General features: G+C 32.4%; 18 protein-coding genes. 9 read left to right on the plus strand and 9 right to left on the minus strand.

The genetic code is table 11. The features are described 5' to 3' along the window. Nucleotides 1–187: 187 nt before the first annotated feature. From cysS to lgt, 3 genes are read left to right on the plus strand one after another with little or no spacing between them, the layout of a single operon-like run. Complete coding sequence (gene cysS / locus DPIF8902391_RS01630) at nt 188–1,669, plus strand: cysteine--tRNA ligase (RefSeq protein WP_172504853.1); 1,482 nt, start codon at nt 188–190, stop codon at nt 1,667–1,669. Nucleotides 1,670–1,675: 6 nt separating this feature from the next. Next, complete coding sequence (gene yidD, locus DPIF8902391_RS01635) at nt 1,676–1,927, plus strand: membrane protein insertion efficiency factor YidD (RefSeq protein WP_172504854.1); 252 nt, start codon at nt 1,676–1,678, stop codon at nt 1,925–1,927. A 38-nt stretch (nt 1,928–1,965) separates the two neighbouring features. Continuing rightward, a complete protein-coding gene (gene lgt / locus DPIF8902391_RS01640; protein ID WP_172504855.1) occupies nt 1,966–2,817 on the plus strand; it encodes a prolipoprotein diacylglyceryl transferase in 852 nt (283 codons plus the stop codon). Nucleotides 2,818–3,013: 196 nt separating this feature from the next. Here the strand turns inward: lgt and pip are convergent, their stop codons facing one another. From pip to fumC, 4 genes are all read right to left on the minus strand, one after another. Next, a complete protein-coding gene (pip, locus tag DPIF8902391_RS01645; RefSeq protein ID WP_172504856.1) occupies nt 3,014–3,940 on the minus strand; it encodes a prolyl aminopeptidase in 927 nt (308 codons plus the stop codon). A 422-nt stretch (nt 3,941–4,362) separates the two neighbouring features. Beyond that, a complete protein-coding gene (locus tag DPIF8902391_RS01650) occupies nt 4,363–4,836 on the minus strand; it encodes a nucleoside deaminase (protein WP_058884769.1) in 474 nt (157 codons plus the stop codon). Nucleotides 4,837–4,924: 88 nt separating this feature from the next. Further along, entirely contained in the window at nt 4,925–5,791 is an 867-nt protein-coding gene (locus DPIF8902391_RS01655) for a YkgJ family cysteine cluster protein (RefSeq protein ID WP_172504857.1), read from the minus strand. Nucleotides 5,792–5,937: 146 nt separating this feature from the next. Continuing rightward, nucleotides 5,938–7,338: a class II fumarate hydratase gene (gene fumC / locus DPIF8902391_RS01660; RefSeq protein WP_172504858.1), complete on the minus strand. Its 1,401-nt coding sequence runs from the start codon at nt 7,336–7,338 to the stop codon at nt 5,938–5,940. Between the two features lie 147 nt (nt 7,339–7,485). Here fumC and DPIF8902391_RS01665 point away from each other — a divergent pair, with 147 nt between their 5' ends. Beyond that, the gene (locus tag DPIF8902391_RS01665) at nt 7,486–7,659 is read left to right on the plus strand and encodes a hypothetical protein (RefSeq protein WP_058884772.1); all 174 of its coding nucleotides are present in this window, start codon (nt 7,486–7,488) and stop codon (nt 7,657–7,659) included. A gap of 738 nt (nt 7,660–8,397) precedes the next feature. On the opposite strand, the gene DPIF8902391_RS01670 is transcribed toward DPIF8902391_RS01665, so the two are convergent. From DPIF8902391_RS01670 to DPIF8902391_RS01680, 3 genes are all read right to left on the minus strand, one after another. Then, nucleotides 8,398–10,857: a TonB-dependent receptor domain-containing protein gene (locus DPIF8902391_RS01670; RefSeq protein ID WP_172504859.1), complete on the minus strand. Its 2,460-nt coding sequence runs from the start codon at nt 10,855–10,857 to the stop codon at nt 8,398–8,400. A gap of 304 nt (nt 10,858–11,161) precedes the next feature. Continuing rightward, a complete protein-coding gene (gene yidC, locus DPIF8902391_RS01675; protein WP_172504860.1) occupies nt 11,162–13,042 on the minus strand; it encodes a membrane protein insertase YidC in 1,881 nt (626 codons plus the stop codon). 210 nt (nt 13,043–13,252) lie between these two features. Beyond that, nucleotides 13,253–14,866: a CTP synthase gene (locus tag DPIF8902391_RS01680; RefSeq protein ID WP_172504861.1), complete on the minus strand. Its 1,614-nt coding sequence runs from the start codon at nt 14,864–14,866 to the stop codon at nt 13,253–13,255. A 228-nt stretch (nt 14,867–15,094) separates the two neighbouring features. Between DPIF8902391_RS01680 and rpmH the strand changes: the two genes are divergently transcribed. Together rpmH and carB are read left to right on the plus strand one after the other, a co-directional pair. Further along, nucleotides 15,095–15,256 (plus strand): 50S ribosomal protein L34, encoded by a 162-nt coding sequence (gene rpmH, locus DPIF8902391_RS01685; RefSeq protein WP_058884776.1) that lies wholly within the window; start codon nt 15,095–15,097, stop codon nt 15,254–15,256. Nucleotides 15,257–15,375: 119 nt separating this feature from the next. Further along, the gene (carB, locus tag DPIF8902391_RS01690; protein WP_058884777.1) at nt 15,376–18,228 is read left to right on the plus strand and encodes a carbamoyl-phosphate synthase large subunit; all 2,853 of its coding nucleotides are present in this window, start codon (nt 15,376–15,378) and stop codon (nt 18,226–18,228) included. A gap of 328 nt (nt 18,229–18,556) precedes the next feature. On the opposite strand, the gene DPIF8902391_RS01695 is transcribed toward carB, so the two are convergent. Beyond that, the gene (locus tag DPIF8902391_RS01695) at nt 18,557–19,126 is read right to left on the minus strand and encodes an acyl-CoA thioesterase (RefSeq protein ID WP_058884779.1); all 570 of its coding nucleotides are present in this window, start codon (nt 19,124–19,126) and stop codon (nt 18,557–18,559) included. Between the two features lie 11 nt (nt 19,127–19,137). Beyond that, nucleotides 19,138–19,536, minus strand: a complete 399-nt coding sequence (locus DPIF8902391_RS01700) for a hypothetical protein (RefSeq protein WP_058884780.1) — start codon at nt 19,534–19,536, stop codon at nt 19,138–19,140. 99 nt (nt 19,537–19,635) lie between these two features. Here DPIF8902391_RS01700 and DPIF8902391_RS01705 point away from each other — a divergent pair, with 99 nt between their 5' ends. From DPIF8902391_RS01705 to DPIF8902391_RS01715, 3 genes are all read left to right on the plus strand, one after another. Further along, nucleotides 19,636–20,811, plus strand: a complete 1,176-nt coding sequence (locus tag DPIF8902391_RS01705; protein ID WP_058884781.1) for a GlmU family protein — start codon at nt 19,636–19,638, stop codon at nt 20,809–20,811. A 371-nt stretch (nt 20,812–21,182) separates the two neighbouring features. Then, on the plus strand, nt 21,183–21,650 hold the full coding sequence (locus tag DPIF8902391_RS01710) for a DUF6495 family protein (RefSeq protein WP_058884782.1): 468 nt from the start codon (nt 21,183–21,185) through the stop codon (nt 21,648–21,650). 55 nt (nt 21,651–21,705) lie between these two features. Further along, a complete protein-coding gene (locus DPIF8902391_RS01715) occupies nt 21,706–22,383 on the plus strand; it encodes a TrmH family RNA methyltransferase (protein WP_058884783.1) in 678 nt (225 codons plus the stop codon). Nucleotides 22,384–22,475: the final 92 nt, after the last annotated feature.

Raw genomic sequence — 22,475 nt, forward strand, 5'->3', positions numbered from 1 at the left:
TTAAAAAAGTATCATATTTAAGATAATAAAAAAAATGTTAGAAAATTTATCAGATTCATTCAATGAATAACTTCATTAAAATAGGTTTTATTTTTTAACGTAAATGTCACTAAAATTCCAATTCATTATTTTTAATAAGATAGCTATCTTTTACTTATCTTTAGCGTTTATTAATAGTCATTTTTGTATGAAATTATATCAAGAAAACCAATTAAAAGTATATAACTCTTTATCAAAAAGTAAAGAGCTTTTTAAAACTGTAAACGACGGATATGTAGGTATGTATGTGTGTGGACCTACGGTTTATAGCAACGCCCATTTAGGAAATGTACGAACGTTTATGTTTTTCGATGTGGTGTATCGTTATTTATTGCATTTGGGATATAAAGTGCGTTATGTACGTAATATTACCGATGCAGGGCATTTAGAAAATGATGCCGATGAGGGTGAAGATAGAATTTCTAAAAAAGCACGTTTAGAAGAAATTGAACCGATGGAAGTGGTTCAAAAGTACACCGTTGATTTTCATAATGTTCTAAATAATTACAATTTTTTACCACCAAGTATTGAGCCAACGGCAACGGGGCATATTGTAGAGCAAATTGAAATGATTAAGGAAATTATCGAAAAAGGTTTTGCTTATGAAATAAATGGTTCGGTGTATTTTGATGTGTTAAAATATAATGAAACGGGTAATTACGGAATCCTTTCAGGACGAAATATTGAAGATGCCATTCATAATACCCGTGTTTTAGATGGGCAGTCTGATAAAAAAAATCCACAAGATTTTGCACTTTGGAAAAAAGCCGATGAGCGCCATATAATGCGTTGGCCTTCGCCTTGGAGCGATGGTTTTCCAGGTTGGCATTTAGAATGTTCGGTAATGAGTACCAAGTATTTAGGTGAAAAATTTGATATTCACGGTGGTGGAATGGACTTAAAATTCCCACATCATGAATGTGAAATAGCACAATCGCAAACTTGTAGCGGAGTTTCGCCTGTAAATTATTGGATGCATACCAATATGTTGTTGTTAAATAGCCAGAAAATGGCAAAATCAACAGGTAATTTTATTTTACCTAACGAAATTTTAACAGGAGAAAACGACGTTTTACCAAAGGCATTTTCGGCAAGTGTGGTTCGTTTTTTTAACATGCAAGCCAATTACAGAAGTATCCTAGATTTTTCAGGGGAAGCCTTAGAAGCATCAGAAAAAGGACATTCAAAATTAATGGAAGCGGTAAACTTCTTAGAAAAAATTGAAGCAGGAAGTTCTTCTACTTTTGATGTTCAGAAATGGAAAAAAGACTGTTATAATGCCATGAATGACGATTTTAATACGCCTGTATTAATTTCTCATTTATTTGAAGCGGTAAAAACAATCAATCAAATAAAAGAAAATAATGCTAGTTTAACCCAGGCTGATTTATTAGAATTTACAACCACTCTAAACGCTTTTGTTTTTGATGTTTTAGGATTGATGAATCAAGTAACACAAGGAGCTTCTTCGGATAAAGTAAACGGCGTTGTCGAATTGTTAATTAAGCTACGAAAAGAAGCACGTGAAAACAAAGATTGGGCATTATCTGACCAAATTCGTGATGAATTATTAGCTTTAGGTGTTCAGCTAAAAGACGGAAAAGACGGAACAAGTTTTTCTATTAATTAATAAAAGTTGAAAAAAATTTTAACATATCCGTTTATACTTTTGGTGCGGTTTTATCAAACAGCAATTTCACCATTTACACCAGCGAGTTGCCGATATTCGCCAACTTGTTCGGGTTACGCCATTGAAGCCTTGCGAAAACACGGCGTATTTTATGGCGGTTGGTTGGCTTTTAAAAGAATTTTTAGCTGTCATCCGTGGGGTGGAAGCGGGTATGATCCGGTGCCTGAAAAGCCTGTATCAAAGAAAGAAAATAAATAATAGTCATTTTAATGTAATGACATAAAATAAAATAATACATGAATTTTTTATCCATCGTATGGGATTTAGATCCTGAAATTATAAAAATCGGTAGCTTCGGTATTCGTTGGTACAGCTTAATGTTTGTAGCGGTTTTTATATTAGGGCTTCATTTAATGAAGAAAATCTTTATAAATGATAATATTGCTGTCGAAAAATTAGATCCATTATTTATGTATGTTTTCATTTCGATGTTGGTCGGAATGCGTTTGGGTGATGTGTTTTTTTATAGCTGGGATTATTATCAAAACCATTTATTAGAGATATTTTTACCGATGAAAGAGCAAGAAGGCGCTTCTACATTATTTGGATTGATTAAAGGATGGAAATTTACAGGTTTCACAGGTTTTGCAAGTCATGGCGCGGCCATTGGTATTCCGATAGCCTTGTATTTTTATGCTAAAAAACATTTGCAAAAATCTTGGTTATTTATCTTAGATAGATTAGGAATTATTGTTGCTTTGGCAGGTTTTTTCATTCGATTAGGGAACTTTTTTAATTCGGAAATTTACGGAAAACCAACAGGAAGCACTTTCGGCGTTATTTTTAAAAGAGCAGGTGAAACTGTGGCGTGTCATCCAACGCAATTATATGAAGCGTTTAGTTATTTAGCCTTGTTTTTTGCTTTGTGGCATTTTTATTGGAAAACAGATAAAAAGAAGCAAGAAGGATTTTTATTCGGATTGTTTATGGTTGTTTTATGGTCGCTACGTTTCTTTATCGAATTTTTGAAAAAAGCACAAGTTGATAGCCGAGAAGATTGGGTTTTAAACTCGTTAAACACAGGGCAAGTATTAAGTATTCCACTTGTTTTAATCGGTTTTTGGTTGATGTTTCGCAAATCAAAATAATCAAAAATAAATTTAATTTATAAAAAAACCTCCAATTTAATTGGAGGTTTTTTTGTTTTTGTCAATTCGAGTGATTTTAATAACTAAAAGGAATTAAAATTGTATCGATAATTATTTTATTATTTTGATGTTCAAAAAGTTCTCGATACAATTTTTTTGAAGGAAAAAAATCACTCGAACTGACAGTTTTTTAACTTTAAGAAGTAATTCTTTTCAATTCAGAAATTAACGCAATTTTATTTTCTTCATCTGAAGAAGAATGCCCTGCGTTTTCAATATTTAATGTTGCATTGTTTAAACTTTCGTGCAATCTGAAAGCTTGAATTGGCGTACAAATAAAATCATATCTTCCGTGAACAATTGCTGTTTTAATATCTTTTATTTTATCGATATTATTCATGATAAAATCTTCCGAAATAAAACAATTATTTTTGATATAATGTGCTTCTAAAATTGCCATTGATTTGTACGAAAAAGTTTTTAAAACCTCTTCGGTATCGGTAATTTTGTTAATTGTATAAAAAGACATTTCGTAATATGCCCATTCATAAGCATATTTATTACTGATTTCTTCATCATCGCAGGTCATCATTTTTAAATAATAATCCACAGGATTTTCGCCTTTAGGAACTAATTTATTAAAACGATTCCAAACATCAGGGAAAAACTCTTTAATTCCACCGCCAATATAATGGTCAAAAGCGTATTTATTTGCCAACCAAATTCCTCTAATAATCAATCCTAAAACGCGCTGAGGATGATGAATTGCATAGACAAGCGAAAGCGTGCTTCCCCAAGAACCGCCAAAAACATAGACTTTATCAAAATTTACATAATCTAACAAAGCATTAATATCTTGTAAAAGAAGTTGTGTTGTATTGTTTTCGATGCTTCCAAAAGGCTTACTTTTTGAAGTTCCTCGTTGGTCGAAAAAAAGTACATTATAGCGTTCTGGGTCAAAAAATTGCTTGTCTTTTTCGCCAAAACCAGCTCCTGGACCACCGTGTAAAAAAATTACAGGAATCCCTTTTGGGTTTCCATATAATTCAAAATAAAGTTCGTGTCCGTGAGAAACAGGGAAATATCCTGATTTATAAGACGCTATGTTTTTTTCTGATGCCATAATATATTTTACTTGAAAGTTTGCGTTTAAAAAGATAAAGATACGGGTTTTGCTAGTTTTTATGATAGTCTAAATATCAGAATAATTTGTAAGAAAAAAGGAGTTGAAACGTTAGTCAGACCTCACAGGTTTCTAAAACCTGTGAGGTCTAAATATATAATACGGTATCGGCTTAGAGCTTGTTAAAAAATCAAATAAAAACTAAATTTCAATTTTTCTGCTATAAAACGTTTTTTAGGTGAAATTTAAACAGACTCTTAATTAAAAACTTACTAAAAATAATGAAATAAGCAAAAACCCCTAGCCCCGATTGAAGCTTTGTTTGAGCTCCTTTTTGTTTTTTTCAAACAAAAAGAGCGAGTGCGGAAAGCGGGAAATAGCTTCAAAAAAAAATCCTAAGCTATAAACTTAGGATTTTGATATTAATATTCAACTTTATCTTGTTTTTCTGTCCATTTTTCAAACGGCTCTAAAGCAATTTTTTGCCCTATTTGTTCAAAAGAAATGCTACGCTTTTCGTAAGGTAATGCAATTTCTTTGTAAATAAAAGCATCGTCAAAACCAATATTTGCGGCATCTTGTTGGTCACATCCGTAGTACACTTTATCAGGTCTTGCCCAGTAAATTGCGCCTAAACACATCGGGCAAGGCTCGCAAGAAGTGTAAATAATACAACCGTCTAACTGAAAAGAACCAAGGTTTTTACAGGCATCTCTAATTGCCGTAACTTCGGCGTGCGCTGTTGGGTCGTTGGTCGAAGTAACCTTATTATTTCCGCTACCAATAACCACACCGTCTTTTACTACGATACAGCCAAAAGGACCACCTTCATTGTTACTCATTCCTTTTAAAGCCGCTTTAACAGCTTCACTCATATGTTTTTCGTGTTCGTTCATTGTTTTTGGTTTTAGGGGGCAAAAATCACTGCCTAATTTAAGTGATTTAGCATATTTAATTAATAAAAAAAAGTAAAATATTTAAGTATTATTCTTTAGCACCATGTTTCTTAGCAGTTTCAATCCAGTGTTCTGAAAGTCCTTTAGTATCGGCTCTTAAACCTCTTGATAAATGCAACGCAACGGCAATTATTAAAACCGAAGCTTGGTGAAGTTCTTCAAATGTTTGTAAGCTTCCAAACTCTTCTTGTGCTTTTAAAAGTAGAAAATCGTTGTGTTTTTGAGCGAAAGTAACAGGGTTATTATCGTGGTCGCTTATGTTTGGAATCATTAAATAATCCAACCATTTTTTACCGATTCTTTCTGATAAAACTTGTGGTGATTCTTTTCCGATTTTTCGCCATTGCGTCAGTGTTTTGGTATCGCCAGAGGCTGATAATCCAGAGTCTAAAAGCAATTCAAAACCAATATCAGCAATGTTTTGCATCACCATTAAATAGGCATCTAAAGCTTTTTCATATTGATGCGCTTCTTGTCCTTTTAAGTAATCGCCTACGCTAAGTTTTGGTAAATCTAACACTTCGGAACAATCTGTTAGGCACGGGAAAGCGTTTCCTTCGTAAATATATTCGGCTTTTTCAAACTGAATTTGACGACCTAACGGATACAAACGGCAGGCTAGAGGTCGCCCAAGATGTACGCTACAACCAGCGTTATCTAAATATTGGCTACATGATTTCTGTCCTTTTTTATCGGTTTTTCCATCAAAAAGTAATTGAATACCGCCAAATTCACTATAAAGATCCCGAAATTCTCTAGTACTAATTTTTTTCTCTTGACTAAAACTAAATAATTCCCAGGGATTCAGCATTACATCTTTTCCAAAACAACACGAGCCTGAACGTGAGCAGGTAAGCGGTAATGTACTTTCAGAATTTAGTTTTGTTACTTGCATTTTGTATGTTTTATTTTAAAAATGAATCGTTGAAAATGAGTACTAGCTGTTTTTATAGCGAGGGCAAAAATAAGATTTTAAAAACAAAAATCCCTACAATTATAAATTGCAGGGATTTTTAAATTATATAAATGATAAAAAGAAGATTATTTTAATCCACCAATCATTTCTTCAGGTTTTACCCACTGGTCATATTGCGCTTCGGTAACATAGCCTAAACGAACCGCTTCTACTTTTAACGTAGTTCCGTTTGCATGTGCCGTGTTTGCAATTTCAGCAGCTTTATAATAACCGATTTTTGTATTTAACGCAGTAACTAACATTAAAGAATTATTTACTAATTCAGTAATTCTAGTATGATTTGGCTCAATACCAGCCGCACAATTTACATCGAAAGATACACAAGCATCTCCAATTAATTGAGCAGATTGTAATACGTTTGCCGCCATCATCGGTTTAAAAACGTTTAATTCGTAATGTCCTTGCGTACCACCAACAGTAACCGCAACATCATTCCCCATCACTTGCGCACAAACCATCGTAATTGCTTCTGCTTGCGTAGGATTTACTTTTCCTGGCATAATAGAAGAACCTGGCTCGTTTGCAGGAATAATTAATTCACCAATACCAGAACGAGGACCAGAAGCCATCATACGAATATCGTTGGCTATTTTATTTAAAGAAACCGCTAATTGCTTTAAAGATCCGTGCGTTTCAACAAAAGCATCGTGAGCTGCTAAAGCTTCAAACTTGTTCTCAGCAGTAATAAAAGGTAATCCTGTAAATTCAGCAATATATTTAGCCACTAAAACATCGTAACCAGCAGGCGTATTTAATCCTGTACCAACAGCAGTTCCACCTAAAGCTAATTGCGATAAATGTTCTAAAGAATTTTTTAAAGCTTTTAATCCGAAGTTTAATTGTGCAACATAACCAGAAAATTCCTGCCCTAAGGTTAGGGGAGTAGCATCCATTAAATGCGTACGTCCAATTTTTACAACGTCTTTAAACGCTTCCGATTTAGCTTGTAAAGTATCACGTAATTGCTCAACTCCAGGAATGGTAACTTCTACAATTTTCTTGTAAGCTGCAATATGCATTCCTGTAGGAAAAGTATCGTTTGATGATTGCGATTTGTTCACATCATCATTTGGTTGAATCGTTTTTTCACCTTCACCGATAATTTTACCTGCAATTTCGTGCGCTCTGTTGGCAATTACCTCGTTACAGTTCATGTTCGATTGTGTTCCTGAACCTGTTTGCCAGATTACTAACGGAAACTGATCGTTGTGTTTACCTGCTAAAATTTCATCACAAACTTGTGCAATTAAATCTCTTTTTTCGGTAGCTAAAACACCTAATTCTGCATTTGTGTAAGCGGCTGCTTTTTTAAGATATGCAAAACCATATACAATCTCTAAAGGCATTGAGCCAGCAGGACCTATTTTAAAGTTGTTACGAGAACGCTCTGTTTGCGCTCCCCAATATTTATCCGCAGGAACTTCAACATTTCCCATGGTATCTTTTTCAATTCTGTACTTTGCCATTTTAAAATTATTTAAAAGAATATAATTTAACTTACCTCCAAATTTACAAATTCTTATAGGTTTTAGTCGTGATTTTTATCATATTTTATTGGATAAAAAGAAAATTAGTTCTAATTTTGCCTTGTAACAATTATTCACAGAAAACAAATGTTAGATTTTTCACAATTTTCAGGATTAGTATTATTCATGTTTATTTTTACAACTGGTTTTTGGTTGTTAATTTTCTTATTAACATTTGTTGTTCCTTATTGGATTGGTGGAACAATTTTAGAAAACTTGAAATTAAAAAGAGACGCTAAAAAAGCCGCTCAAGGTAACTAGACTTTTATAAAAGTATATAAAAAAAGCTCGTTCATTTATTTGAACGAGCTTTTTGTTGTGCGTAGTGGTTTTATTTTTATTTGAAGCAATTTCCCGCTTTCCGCACTCGCTTTTTTTGTTTTTTTGAAGAAAAAAAACAAAAAAGAGCTCAAACAAAGCTTCAATCGGGGCTAGGGGTTTTTGCTTATTTTATATAGTTTACTATTATTTTTTAGAGCCTGTTTAAGTCAATAAAATTTTACTACAAAAATTCATAAATAAACTGTCAGTTCGAGTGATTTTTTTTCTTCAAAAAAATTGTATCGAGAACTTTTTTGTATAAAATTCATCAACATAAAACAATTCAAATTCTCGATACAATTTTAATTCCTTTTAGTCATTAAAATCACTCGAATTGACAAGAATCATCAAAAAAAAGGAGAACTACTGCAAATCAGGATGCGAAACTGAAATAAATTCAGTTTGACGGATGCGGTTTTTTCTTTTTCTGTTACATTTTTTTTAAAAATGAAATTTAAACAGGCTCTAAATTTTTTAAGCAGATAATTTATTTGAATGTTTAGACCTCACAGGTTTTAGAAACCTGTGAGGTCTGTCCTTGAATTGAGAAAAATCATCAAAAAAAACTAAGAATTGCGTTAGGGATTGAATGGCATGTTTGAGCTCTTTTAGTTTGGTGCTTTTTTGCATCAAACTAAAAAGCGAGTAATGAAAGCCCGCTCGAACGCCCAAAAAAAATTACCCGCTAAATTCTGAGCCGCCGCCATTATTTTGATACGCAGGTTTTCCTCTTTTCTTCTTTTGATTAAAACGATAGGTAAAACTCAACGATATTTGACGTTCACGCCATTGAAAAGTTCCATCTGCTATTGTTGATGGATTTTCACGTCCGCCATAATAGGTAGTGCTTTCACGCTTGCGAGAATTGAATAAATCACTTACATTTAATACTAATGATGCTTTTTCTTTTAAAATATCTTTACTAAAAGATAGGTTCGCCATAAACATACCTTCTTGATCGCTTTGTGCATTATTTTTTGGTCCACGATACATTAATCGTGTTTGCCAAGCTATTTTTGCGGGCAATGTAATGCGAGAATTAAAACGAGCAAACCAACTATTTTCGTTTACTTCTGCTAAATTTGTAACAATTTTCGACCCATTTTGAGAAGTGTAAGTGTGTGAAAAAGCATCGATATTAAATTGATAATAATTAAAACTTGCCGATAAACGTACTTTTTTTGTAGGATTATAATTACTTGTAAATTCGAATCCGTAGCGGTTTTCATCGTTTAAATTTACTGGCTGACGAACAAAAATATTGTTTCCATTTCGTTCTTCTATAACCGATATGGGTTGAACAATATCCGTTGAATGTTGATAATATACAGAAGCTCCTAAGTTGAATTTTCTGATTTTTGTGTTGTAACCTAAATCAAAAGAATTGGTAAATGTTGGGTTTAAATCGGGGTTTCCTCTAAATACACTAGTAGCTGAACTTCGGGTTTCAAACGGATTTAAAAACCAATGACGGGGTCTTTTTAAACGTTTGCTATACCCTAAACTTAGGTTTTCATTATCGTTTAATTCGTAACCAATATTTACCGTTGGAAACCATTTGGTGTATTTTTTAGTTGATTCTTGATTGGTGGTTAATACGTTTAAATCAATATCTGTAATTTCTGAACGCAGTCCTAAAAGATAGGAGAATTGATTTATTTTACTTCCGTATTGCGAATAAAAAGCAAATACATTTTGCTTAAAAGTAATGGCATTTGATGGGTCAAAATCATTTGCTGAATTTAAAATATTGACGTTAAAATCAGAGCTTAAATCTTGATAACTTGCTTTATGTCCAATTTCGAATTGACTGTTTTCGCCAATGGGCAACACATAATCTATTTGAAGTAATTTTTCTTTTGAACTAGTTATTTGCGAATTTAATTCAGATAAAACGCTGTTTACAGTAACTGGTGAATTTTCTGTTTCTTGGCTGTCTCCATATTGTAAATCGATGGTTAGCTTTTGCCCTTTATCATTTAAATTATTGGTGTAATTTATAGAGTATTGTTTGTCAGTACCATTTTCTTGCTCATTCTCGATACGAATTTCGTTTAATAAAGGTTGCGAAGAATCATTGAATAAAAACCTGTCTGTTAAATTAGTGGCAACATCATCTGCTTTAGATTTTCGATACACAAAATTACCTGTTACAGAACTTTTTTTATTGATGTAATATTCTAAGCCAATAGAAGCATTGAAGTTATTGTTTTTTCGGTCAAAAGTTCTATCTTCTATTTGTGTGCTATCTAAAACGCCATTTTTTAAATAAGAAAAGGTGGTTTGTGAATTTCCTGGACCTTTTTGGTAAGAATAACCAAGATTAGAAAATAAATTGAATTTTTTGGTGCGATAATTTAAGTTTGGAGAAATTCGCACTAAATCAGGATGACCTGCCGTAATATTTAATGAGCCATTAAAACCTGTGATTTTTCCTTTTCTAAGGATGATATTTAAAATACCCGCAGTTCCTTCCGCATCATAACGTGCCGATGGCGAGGTGATAACTTCTATTTTTTCAATGGCATCGGCGGGTAAATTACGTAGGGCATCTGTACCTGTTAATCCGACTAAAGCAGAAGGTTTTCCATCGATTAAAATACGAACGTTTTCGTTACCACGTAAGCTAACAGCACCTTGAGCATCGACATTAACCGAGGGCACATTATCTAAAACATCCGAAGCTGTTCCGCCTTTTAGAGTCATGTCTTTACCAACGTTGTAAATCTTTTTATCTAAACGAATTTCTACGGTTGATTTTTCAGCAATAATTTCAACTTCATTTAACTTTTCTGCATCTTCGGAAAGCGTAATAATACCTAAGTTGGTGTTTTTAGTTAATCTTTTGTTGGATAAATTTTTAGTTTTAAAACCTATAAATTCTACTTTAATTAAATATTCTCCTTTAGGAATTTCAATAGAAAAGTTTCCTTTTGTATCTGTTATTCCTCCAGAAATACGTTTGCTTGGTGTGTGTGTGAGGACTAAAGTTGCATATTCTAAAGGTTGTTTAGTATTCGATTCTATAATTTTTCCTGTTAGGGTAATTTTAGGAATAGTTGCCCGATTTCTTGTGTGTTTTTGTGCAAATACTGCTACAGAAAATAAAAGAATACTTATAAGTGTAATTTTTTTCATCGAATATGTAATTGTTTTAATAATAAGTGTGATTATGAGCCTGTTTAAAAATTAAATTAAAACTAAATTCTCGTCATGCTGAATTTATTTCAGCATCGCATCAACAGGAAAAACAAGGCAAATCAGGATATGAAATTGAAAATTCCTTATTTTTTTGTGATATTTTTTTTCAGATGAAATTTAAACAGGCTCTAATAAGACTAAAATATTCTTTAAAGGTTTAATCTTTTTGTTGAAAATTTTTAAATAAAAAAAGGTCGCATTTAGCGACCTTTTTAAGTATTGAAATTATGAAAAAGAAAAATTATTTTTTATTCTTTGCGTTCTGTTGAGCTGCTTGTTGCTCTTGAGCTTGTTTCATTGCCGCATCTAAACGTTCACGGAACTTGCTTTTAGCTTTTTCAGGCTTCTTTTTGTTCTCTTGAATTTTTGCATGAATTTTAGCTTCATCAATTACAAAGTTTTTAATAACTAACATAATTGCGATAGTAAGTAAGTTTGATATAAAATAATATAAACTCAATCCACTTGCGTAACTGTTAAAGAAAAATAACATCATAAGCGGAGAGAAATAAATCATATATTTCATCATCTTTTGCATGTCAGGCATTCCTTCTTGTGTTGGCGCTTGCATGTTTGCTTGCTGACTTTGGTTCATTCTCATGTAAAAGAAAATAGCGATAGATGCTAAAATTGGGAATAAACTAATATGATCACCATAAAAAGGAATTTTAAATGGTAATTTGAAAATTTCATCATAGGCAGATAAATCATCAGCCCATAAAAAACCTTTTTGACGTAAATCAATTTCTTTGGGAAAAAACTTAAATAATGCAAAGAATACCGGCATTTGTAATAAGGCAGGAATACAACCCGACATCATGCTTACACCAGCTTTTCGCTGTATTGCCATGGTTTCTTGCTGACGTTTCATTGCATTTTCTTTCCCTGGATATTTCTTGTTGATTTCTTCCATTTCTGGACGAATCACTTTCATTTTTGCACTCGATAAATACGATTTATAAAGAACTGGCGACATAATAATACGAACAACGATGGTCATTAAAATAATGATTAATCCGAAGTTACCGATAAATCCTTTTAACATGTTAAATACAGGATAGAAAACATATTTGTTTAGCGCACCAAAAATACCCCAACCTAAATTCATGTTATCTCTTAATCCTAATTCATCGTATTTTTTTAAGATGTTATAATCGTTTGGTCCATAAAACCATGACATATTTTGGTTAATTTCACCATTTTGAACAGTTACAGGAATGTTAACATTAAATGCTTTTAAAAATTTAGTTCTTGTTGCACCGTCTTCTTCATAAGCTTCTTGCTTTAAAGTTGGTTTAGAAAAACCGTCTTTATTAATTAAAATAGAAGAGAAAAAATGTTGTTTTAAACTAATCCAAGTTGCTTTATTGGCAATTTCATCATTTGATTTTATTCCAAGACACTCCATTGAGTTGTCTTCATAATAATGAATTGCGGTATTTTGATTTTCGTAATTAAAGGCTTTTTCATTTGAAAAGGCTTTTAATTTCCAATCTAAATTAATAGGATTACTAGCATTTATTACAGTACTTAAACCTTGTGAACGTACACTAAAATCAACTAAATAATCGTCTTTTTTAATTTCGTAACGGTATTCTAAAAATTGAGTTTCTGATACTTTCAATTTCATCGAAAGTATTTGCGTATCGCCATTTTTAGTTAAAGTAGGTGCAAATAATAAATCTTTGGTATTTAGAATACGGTTATCGGTAGTTCCAAAATTAAGATTAAAAGAAGCATTTTTATCTTTTACTAAATATAAAGGAAGCGAATCGTAGGTTTTGAAGCTTTTAAGTAAAGCTTGGGTAATTTGCCCTCCTTTATTATCAATAGTTAATTTAACAAGATTGTTTTCAATAGAGGTAACGCCACTTTTTGCTGTTGAAGCGCCATAAGCAAAAGCACCTAATTTATTTTTTAAGGCGATTTTTTGTAGTGAATCGCTTAAAATTGCTGTTCCTACTGCGTTATTTTGAGCTGTTAAAGCATCTGTAACTTGTGTTGTTTGCGTTTTAGTTTCAGGAGTTACTTCAGGCTTGCGACTGTTCATCCACCAAAGTAGTATTCCTCCTAATAAAAGCATTCCGATGAATGACTTTACATCAAATTTTTTTTGTTCCATTGATATGTGTTATAAATGATGACAACTTGTCATTGTTTATTCTGATAATTTAAAAATACCAGAAAAATCAGACAAGTTTAGTAAAACCGAATCGTTTTTATGAGGTTTTACCGTTATTAATTTTAATAAGGATATTCGCTCAAAGAATGTTCCATACGTATTAAAAAAGAAAAAAAATCCTGTAATTTTTTAATTACAGGATTTTTAAATTTATTTTTTAGATTGCTGTAAAGCTGCTTTTATAAAACTCACAAATAAAGGATGTGGGTTTAATACGGTACTTTTATATTCTGGATGATATTGCACACCAACAAACCAAGGATGTGTAGGGATTTCAACAGTTTCAACTAAGCCCGTTTCAGGGTTTATACCTGTTGATTTCATTCCTGCATCTTCTAGTTGCGTTTTATAGTCGTTATTATACTCGAATCTGTGGCGGTGACGTTCGCTAATTGAACTTGTTTTATAAGCTTCAAAAACTTTAGAGTCTTCGGTAATTTCACAGTCCCAAGCTCCTAAACGCATGGTTCCACCTTTTTGGGTAACTTCTTTTTGTGCTGCCATTAAATTAATAACAGGATCTGCTGTTTTTTCATCCATTTCAGTAGAATTTGCATCCTTTAAACCTAAAACGTTGCGAGAATATTCAATAACGGCCATTTGCATTCCTAAACAAATTCCTAAAAATGGAATGTTGTTTTCACGCACATATTGTACTCCTGCAATTTTACCTTCAATTCCTCTACCACCAAAACCTGGGGCAACTAAAACACCGTTTAATCCTGCTAATTGTGAGGCAGCATTTTCAGGAGTTAATTCTTCGGAGTGAATCCAACGAACTTTTACTTTAGTTTTATTAGCGGCTCCTGCATGAATAAATGCTTCGGTAATTGATTTATATGAGTCGTGTAATTCAACATATTTACCCACTAAACCAATTTCAATAGTTGCAGTAGGGTTTTTATGACGCTCTAAAAACTGATTCCAAGCTTCTAATTTAGGCTGTGTTCTAGTAGATAATTTTAATTTATCTAAAACCACATAATCTAAACCTTCTTTAAACATTAAGTTAGGCACATCGTAAATAGTTTCTGCGTCTAACGACTGAATAACGTCTTGTTTTTTAACGTTACAAAATAAGGCTAATTTACGTTTTATAGTATCGTTAATTTCATGTTCTGATCGGCATACTAATATATCAGGACTTACACCGCTTTGCATTAGCATTTTTACAGAGTGCTGTGTTGGTTTGGTTTTTAATTCACCAGCGGCAGCTAAATAAGGAACTAAAGTTAAGTGAATAACAATAACGTTATCATCGCCTAATTCCCATTTTAATTGACGAACAGCCTCTACATAAGGCAATGATTCAATATCGCCAACAGTACCACCAATTTCGGTAAGAACGATGTCATAATCGCCCGTTTTTCCTAAAATTTGAATACGTTCTTTAATTTCATCGGTAATATGTGGTATTACCTGAACTGTTTTTCCTAAAAATTCTCCTTTACGCTCTTTGTTAATTACAGATTGATAAATTTTACCTGTAGTAACATTGTTTGCCTGAGAGGTAGGGATGTTTAAAAAACGTTCGTAATGACCTAAGTCTAAGTCTGTTTCAGCGCCGTCATCAGTTACATAGCATTCTCCATGTTCGTATGGGTTTAATGTTCCTGGGTCTATATTAATATATGGGTCTAATTTCTGGATAGTCACTGAGAAACCTCTTTGCTGTAATAATTTAGCTAAAGAAGCGGCTATAATTCCTTTTCCTAGTGATGAAGTTACGCCTCCTGTTACAAAAACGTATTTAGTGTTGCTCATGGTGTTGTTAGGTTTGGGCAAAAGTAAGAAGTCTGACTATCCGAACAAATAAAAAAGTAAAAAAAATACATAAAAAATGCGTATTTTTGTAAAGTTGAAAAATATTTCAAAAAAAACAAATGGAGTATTTGTAGGACAAAAAAACTATTGTATATTTGCGCACGCTTTTAGCAGACGGAATTTCACAAAAGCAAATTGAATTAAAGACCATTTTTAAAAACATAAATAATGCCGAAAAGAACTTACCAACCATCGAAGAGAAAAAGAAGAAACAAACACGGTTTCAGAGAAAGAATGGCATCTGCTAATGGACGTAAAGTACTAGCTAGAAGAAGAGCTAAAGGAAGAAAAAACTTAAGTGTATCTTCAGCTCCAAGACCAAAAAAATAATGATTAACAATCGTTAATATATTAGGTGTTACTATTTTTATAGTAACACCTTTTTTGTATATAAACTTTTTTTACCTTTACAGAAAACCACAACAACAACAACACAACACCTATTTAAAATGCCTAAAAATCAAAACTTTAAATCTATCTTAATAATCGGTTCAGGGCCAATTGTTATTGGACAAGCCTGTGAATTTGATTATTCTGGAACGCAAGCTTTACGCTCTTTACGTGAAGACGGAATTGAAACTGTTTTAATCAATTCAAACCCTGCAACGATCATGACAGACCCTACCATGGCTGATCATGTGTATCTTTTACCTTTAAATACTAAATCATTAGTACAAATATTAAAAGAGCATCCACAAATTGATGCAGTTTTACCAACAATGGGGGGGCAAACTGCTTTAAATTTATGTATTGAAGCTGATGAAAAAGGTATTTGGGATGATTTTGGTGTAAAAATTATTGGTGTTAATATTGATGCCATTAATATTACCGAAGACCGTGAGAAGTTTAGAAACTTGATGATAGATATTGGTATTCCAATGGCGCCTCAAGCAACGGCAACATCATTCTTAAAAGGGAAAGAAATTGCCCAAGAATTTGGTTTTCCTTTAATTATTAGAGCGTCGTTTACTTTAGGTGGAGAAGGGGCTTCTTTTGTATATAAAGAAGAAGATTTTGATGCATTGTTAACTCGCGGGTTAGAGGTTTCTCCGATTCATGAAGTAATGATTGATAAAGCACTTATCGGTTGGAAAGAGTATGAATTAGAGTTATTAAGAGATGCCAATGATAACGTAGTTATTATTTGTTCAATCGAAAATATGGATCCTATTGGAATTCATACTGGTGATTCAATCACCGTAGCTCCGGCAATGACACTTTCTGATAAAACATTCCAAAAAATGCGTGATATGGCAATCCATATGATGCGTAATATTGGTGATTTTGCAGGAGGATGTAATGTACAGTTTGCTATTTCTCCGGATGAAAAAGAAGACATCATTGCTATTGAAATTAATCCAAGAGTTTCTCGTTCATCAGCATTGGCAAGTAAAGCAACAGGATATCCTATTGCAAAAATTGCTGCTAAATTAGCCTTAGGGTATCATTTAGATGAATTAGATAATCAAATTACAAAATCGACATCAGCTTTATTTGAGCCAACTTTAGATTATGTAATTGTAAAAATTCCTAGATGGAATTTTGATAAATTTGAAGGTTCTGACAGAACGTTAGGTTTACAAATGAAATCTGTTGGTGAAGTGATGGGAATTGGACGTTCGTTTCAAGAAGCATTGCACAAAGCAACACAATCGCTTGAAATTAAACGTAACGGTTTAGGTGCCGATGCAAAAGAAAATAAAAACTACGACGAAATTATAGAGAAGTTAACAAACGCTTCTTGGGACAGAGTTTTTATTATTTATGATGCTATCAAAATGGGAATTCCGTTGAGTAAAATCCACGAAATTACGCAAATTGATATGTGGTTCTTAAAACAATATGAAGAATTACACGAAATAGAAAAAGAAATTTCTAAATATACCGTTGATACGCTTGATAGAGATTTATTACTAGAGGCAAAACAAAAAGGATATGGAGATCGTCAGATTGCTCATATGTTAAAATGTTTGGAGAGTCAGGTATATAAAAAGAGAGAAGAATTAAATATCAACAGAGTTTACAAGTTAGTTGATACTTGTGCTGCTGAATTTAAAGCAAAAACTCCGTATTATTATTCAACTTTTGAAAGTGATACTGTAACCAAAGAAGGTGTTACAGTGGTGGCTAACGAAAGTGAAGTTACCGCAAAGAAAAAAATTATTGTTTTAGGTTCAGGACCAAACCGTATTGGGCAAGGAATTGAATTTGATTACTGTTGTGTTCATGGTATTTTAGCAGCTGCAGAATGTGGTTATGAAACCATTATGATTAACTGTAATCCTGAAACAGTTTCTACAGATTTTGATACGGCGGATAAATTATATTTTGAACCTGTTTTCTGGGAACATATATATGACATTATTAAGCATGAAAAGCCAGAAGGAGTTATTGTTCAATTAGGTGGACAAACGGCTTTAAAGTTAGCGGAGAAATTAACTAAATACGGAATCAAAATTTTAGGAACTAGTTTTGAAGCCTTAGATTTAGCCGAAGATAGAGGAAGTTTTTCTGATCTTTTAATGAGAAATAAAATTCCATTTCCAGAATTTGGAATTGCTGAAACAGCCGATGAAGCCTTAGTTTTAGCCGAAAAATTAGATTTCCCAATTTTAGTTCGTCCATCGTATGTTTTAGGAGGGCAAGGAATGAAAATTGTTATCAATAAAGAAGAATTAATAGAGCATGTTGTTGATTTATTAAGAAGAATGCCTGGTAATAAATTATTATTAGACCATTATTTGGATGGCGCAATTGAAGCAGAAGCAGATGCAATTTGTGATGGTGAAAATGTGCAAATTATCGGAATTATGGAGCATATTGAACCTTGTGGAGTACACTCTGGAGATTCAAACGCAACCTTACCAGCCTTTAACTTAGGTGATTTAGTATTACAGCAGATAAAAGATCATACAAAAACCATCGCTTTAGAATTAAAAACGGTAGGTTTAATAAATGTTCAGTTTGCTATTAAAGATGACGTAGTTTATATTATTGAAGCAAACCCGAGAGCATCACGTACGGTGCCTTTTATTGCAAAAGCCTATAAACAGCCGTATGTAAATTACGCAACCAAGGTAATGTTAGGCGAAAATAAAGTTACTGATTTTGATTTCAATCCTCAGTTAAAAGGGTATGCGATAAAGCAGCCAGTATTTTCATTTAACAAATTTCCGAACGTAAATAAACAATTAGGACCTGAAATGAAATCAACAGGTGAAAGTATTTTGTTTATTGATGATTTAAAAGATGACCAATTTTACGACTTATATTCAAGACGTAAAATGTACTTAACAAAATAATTTTTTTAAGATTAAAAATTAAAAGCCTATCAGAAATGATAGGCTTTTTTTATAGGATTTTATTTTAGGTTCGCATCCTGATTTGTCGTAGTTCTTCTGTTGATGCGATGCTGAAATAAATTCAGCATGACGTTTATTGGCATTTCTGTAATAAACAGGAATATAGCACTTGATTCTAGCCCCGATTGAAGCAATTGTTTGAGCTCTTTTTTGTTTTTTTTCTTCAAAAAAATAAAAAAAGCGAGTGCGGAAAGCGGGAAATAGCTCCATAAAAAAACCTCGAAAGTTATAAAACAATCAAGGTTTTTAATTTTTTATGTATTTTAAATTAAAGCTCAATTTTAACATTATATCCTTTTAAATCTTTAGTGTAATTTTGATGTACAAAAGTTTCACTATCAAATTCTTCTTGACGTTTCTTTTTCATTTCAATACGCTTTATCGCCTTTAAAAAACGCCTGATTTCAATATCGTCATTAACAATTAAACCAGGAACTTGAACGCTTTTACCATCTTTATCTTTAGCAACCATGGTAAAATAAGACGAGTTACAATGCTTGGTAACTCCTGTTCTAATATTTTCAGCTTCCACACGAATACCAACAACCATCGAGGTTCGCCCTGTATAATTTACCGAAGATTTCATGGTAACGAGTTCGCCAACTTCAATGGGATTTAAAAAATCAACCGTATCAACCGATGCCGTTACGCAGTATTCGCCAGAGTGTTTTGAAGCACAAGCAAAGGCAATTTGGTCTAATAACGATAAAATATAACCTCCGTGAATTTTACCGCTAAAATTAGCGTGTGAAGGCAGCATTAATTCTGAAATTATAATGCCTGTTTCTTCTACGTGTTTAAATTTTCGAGTCGTTTTATTTGTTGTTTTGCTTGTCATTTTGTTAGTTATTATTCTTGTTTTTTAATTTCAGGAGTCTCTTCTAAACTTTTAAAGTGTGGTGAATTTTCTTGTTCTACATTTGTTACAAAATATTTCGTATCACCAAGCCATGAAAAAGTTTTATAAAGTTCTTTATACGTAATTTTAACATAACGTCCTTGAAATTTTTGTAAATCGGCAATAACTTTCTTCTCATTATCTTGCACTGAAAATGCAAAAATTTGAGCCCCAGAAATACCTTGGCTAATTTCACCTTCCCAGCTTTTAACAACAACTCCTTTGTAGCTTATTTTTATAAGTTCGCCAGAGCGCACACCTTTACTATAGGGTACGTAATAAATAAAAGCATAATAGGAAAAAGAAATTAATGTGATAATAAGAATAATTAAAGCGACTATTTTTTTCATGGAACATTTTAAGTTTAGGTAACAAAAGTAAGGCTAATATTTAAACTTGTAAAATGAATTGAAAGTAGTAATTTTGTGTAAGTTCAAAAAATAATAAATATGAATTATATTTTATTTGATGGTGATGTAAGAACCGCTTTATTACCATTTACATATACAAAACCTGTTGCCGATATTAGGGTCGGAATTTTAACGATTCGCGAAAAATGGGAAAAACATTTAGGATCAACCACCACAACAGTTACTGAAGAATATTTAGAAGAAAAATATCCGATGGTAGAGTTGGAAGAAAATGTGCTGTTAAATGCCTCTTTTTTACCAACAGATTCATTGGTTGATATGGTAAGAGCATTAACCAAAAATCAGGCAATTTTTAAGGGTGAAGATGTGATTGCTTTTTACACCAACGACAGCCAAGACGAAGTGAATTTTGCAAATTATGAGCAAATTGAATACCAAGAAGAACTACTTCAAATTAGAAATACTTGGGATATCTTTTCTTTAAATGATAAAGCAATTCGTGCTGATTTTGATTTAATTACCGACGGCAGAACATCTGAGCCAATTCCTGATACAGTAAATTGTATCAATAAAAAAGATATCTTTATTGAAGAAGGTGCAAAGTTAACTTTTGCAACTTTAAACGCAAGTTCAGGACCTATTTACATCGGTGAAAATGCCGAAATTATGGAAGGAGTTGTCGTGCGAGGTGCTTTAGCAATGTGTGAAAATTCGGTCTTAAAATTAGGAGCAAAAATATATGGAGCAACCACTTTAGGGCCTCATTGTAAAGTAGGAGGAGAGGTTAATAATTCGGTATTAATGGGCTATTCTAGCAAAGGACACGATGGGTTTTTAGGGAATTCTGTGCTTGGAGAATGGTGTAATATTGGTGCCGATTCTAATAATTCGAACCTAAAAAATAACTATGCTGAGGTAAAATTATGGAGTTACGATACGGGTCGTTTTGCAAAAACAGGCTTACAATTTTGTGGTTTAATGATGGGCGACCACTCTAAATGTGGCATCAATACCATGTTTAATACGGGAACTGTAGTAGGTGTTTCCGCTAATATTTTTGGTAGCGGATTTCCTCGAAATTTTGTACCTTCTTTTAGTTGGGGAGGCGCTTCTGGATTTACAGAATACAAAACCAACAAAGTTTTTGAAGTAGCCGAAATGGTGATGAAAAGACGAAATATTGAGTTTGATGAAAAAGAACAGCGAATTTTAAGTCATGTTTTTGAACAAACTAAACAGTATCGAAATTACTAAGATTCCGTTTAAATTTCATCTAAAAATAGCATCGAATCCGTCAATCTGAATTTATTTCAGATTTTCATTCTGATTTGCCGTAATTCTCTTGTTGATGCGATGCTGAACTAAATTCAGCATAACGAAAATAGATAAGATATTTAAAATAAAAATCCTCATAATTTATATTGTGAGGATTTTTTTTATAATTATTTTTTGAAGCAATTTCCCGCTTTCCGCACTCGCTTTTTTTTGAAGAAAAATCAAAAAAAGAGCTCAAACAAAGCTTCAATCGGGGCTAGGCGATTTTGCTAAAAAATAATATTTATTTTATCATTTATAATTCTGATATTAAAATTGTCAAAACCCTAAATTATTATTAAAATTGCCGAATGAAGTACAGACAATTAACAAAAGAGCAATTTGAAGGATTGCATGAAGAATTTGCACGTTTTTTAGCATCGCAAAGTATCGATGCCAAAGAATGGAAAGAATTAAAAGAACAAAAACCAGCCGTAGCCGAAGACGAAATGAACGTTTTTAGTGATGTCGTTTGGGATGATGTACTTACAAAAACCGAGTATTTAGAGCATTTTTCGCCTAAAATGGTTAATTTATTCAAATGCGATAAAGATGAAATTCATCGTATTATGGTAACTATTGATAAAGATATAAATTTATTAGAACAAGAAGGTTTTGAGTGGTTAATGCAAAACCCGAATGATGAAAAAGTCGAACTTTTTACAGGTACTAAAAAGTACAATAAAGAACGAAATGTTGAGGTTTTCGATTTAATTGAAAAAGGAAGTTCAATATCAAAAGGAGAAATTTACGAATATTTTAGTAAGTTAACATCGTAATAGAAGTATCAAAACATCATTAAAATTAAAAATATTTTTTCAGTATTTTTGCAAGATGATTGACCAAGGATTATTAGCATATTTAGAAGGTTTTATTACCGATAAAAGAAAAGAAACATTTAATAGAGTTTTAAACGAAAGAACACGTCATTTTACCGTTGTTTTAGAAGATATTTATCAACCTCATAACGCAAGTGCGGTGGTGAGAAGTTGTGATATTTTTGGTGTTCAAGATGTGTATGCCATTGAAAATAGGTTTACCAATAAAGTATCTCGACATGTAGCAAAAGGAAGCCAAAAATGGTTAAATATCAATCGATATAAAGAAGATGGCGATAATACAAAAGCCTGTATTGACGACTTACGAGCAAAAGGATATCAAATAATTGGAACAACACCACATACTGATTCTTGTGTGTTATCTGATTTTGATGTTACTAAAAAATCAGCCTTTGTATTTGGTGCCGAAAAAGACGGGATTTCTGACTATATAAAACAAGAAGCCGACGGATTTTTAAAAATTCCAATGGTTGGTTTTACCGAAAGTTTAAATATATCAGTAGCCGCTGCAATTACGTTAAACGATGTTACAGCACGTTTACGTAAAACCGATTTAAACTGGCAATTAAGTAATGAAGAAAAGCGTGTTTTATATTTTGAATGGATTAAAAACACGATAAAAAATCCGGATAAATTAATTGAATATTATCATAAAGAATTAGAAAAATCTTAGAGCCTGTTTAAATTTCATCTAAAAAAGTTTTGTAACATAAAAATAAGAAATCGAATCCGTCAAACTGAATTTAGTTCAGTTTCACATCCTGA

It is taken from the genome of Tenacibaculum finnmarkense genomovar ulcerans (genome assembly GCF_900239495.1).
In the GTDB taxonomy this organism is placed as follows: domain Bacteria; phylum Bacteroidota; class Bacteroidia; order Flavobacteriales; family Flavobacteriaceae; genus Polaribacter; species Polaribacter ulcerans.